The organism is Bacillus pseudomycoides DSM 12442, from assembly GCF_000161455.1.
GTDB classification, from domain to species: Bacteria; Bacillota; Bacilli; order Bacillales; family Bacillaceae_G; genus Bacillus_A; species Bacillus_A pseudomycoides.
Window position 1 is genome coordinate 4,977,957 of sequence record NZ_CM000745.1, and the last position, 484, is coordinate 4,978,440.

Sequence of the window (484 nt, forward strand, 5' to 3'; positions counted from 1 at the left end):
ATCAACTTAAGAATGTCATTGAAATGTACCAATAGATTCTAGTGCAGCAAAATAAATTGTGCTATGATGTGAGCAAATATAAAGCTATCTAACGGAGGGATTCACATGCCGCATGTTGTGTTTCGTGGAATTACTACTGAACAATTAAAACGCATAAGCAAGCCATTAGTAGAAGAGCTCGCAGAGATTTGTGAGTGTGGTACGGATAATTTTACGTTGGAACTACCAAGTTCTACGTTTGTATTCAATGGAGAAGAAATAGAAGCGTTTCCTCTTATTGAAGTGAAATGGTTCGAGCGTGGACAGGAAATTCGTGATCGATTTGCCAAGGCCATTACTACATATGTAATGGATTTTGGACTTCCAGAAGTAGAGGTTGTATTTACGGTTTTCACAGAATCAGCGTATTATATTAACGGGAAGCATTGTGCAAGTTAGAGCTATTTGAAAGATTTTTGTAACATTTATAAGGGGGAGCGCCACA

Annotated in this window: 1 protein-coding gene; it reads left to right on the forward strand. The window is 37.8% G+C overall.

Annotated elements, in window-relative coordinates:
• Window positions 1–105: 105 nt before the first annotated feature.
• On the forward strand, window positions 106–438 hold the full coding sequence (locus BPMYX0001_RS25270; protein WP_001120967.1) for a DUF1904 family protein: 333 nt from the start codon (window positions 106–108) through the stop codon (window positions 436–438).
• The last annotated feature ends 46 nt before the right edge of the window (window positions 439–484 follow it).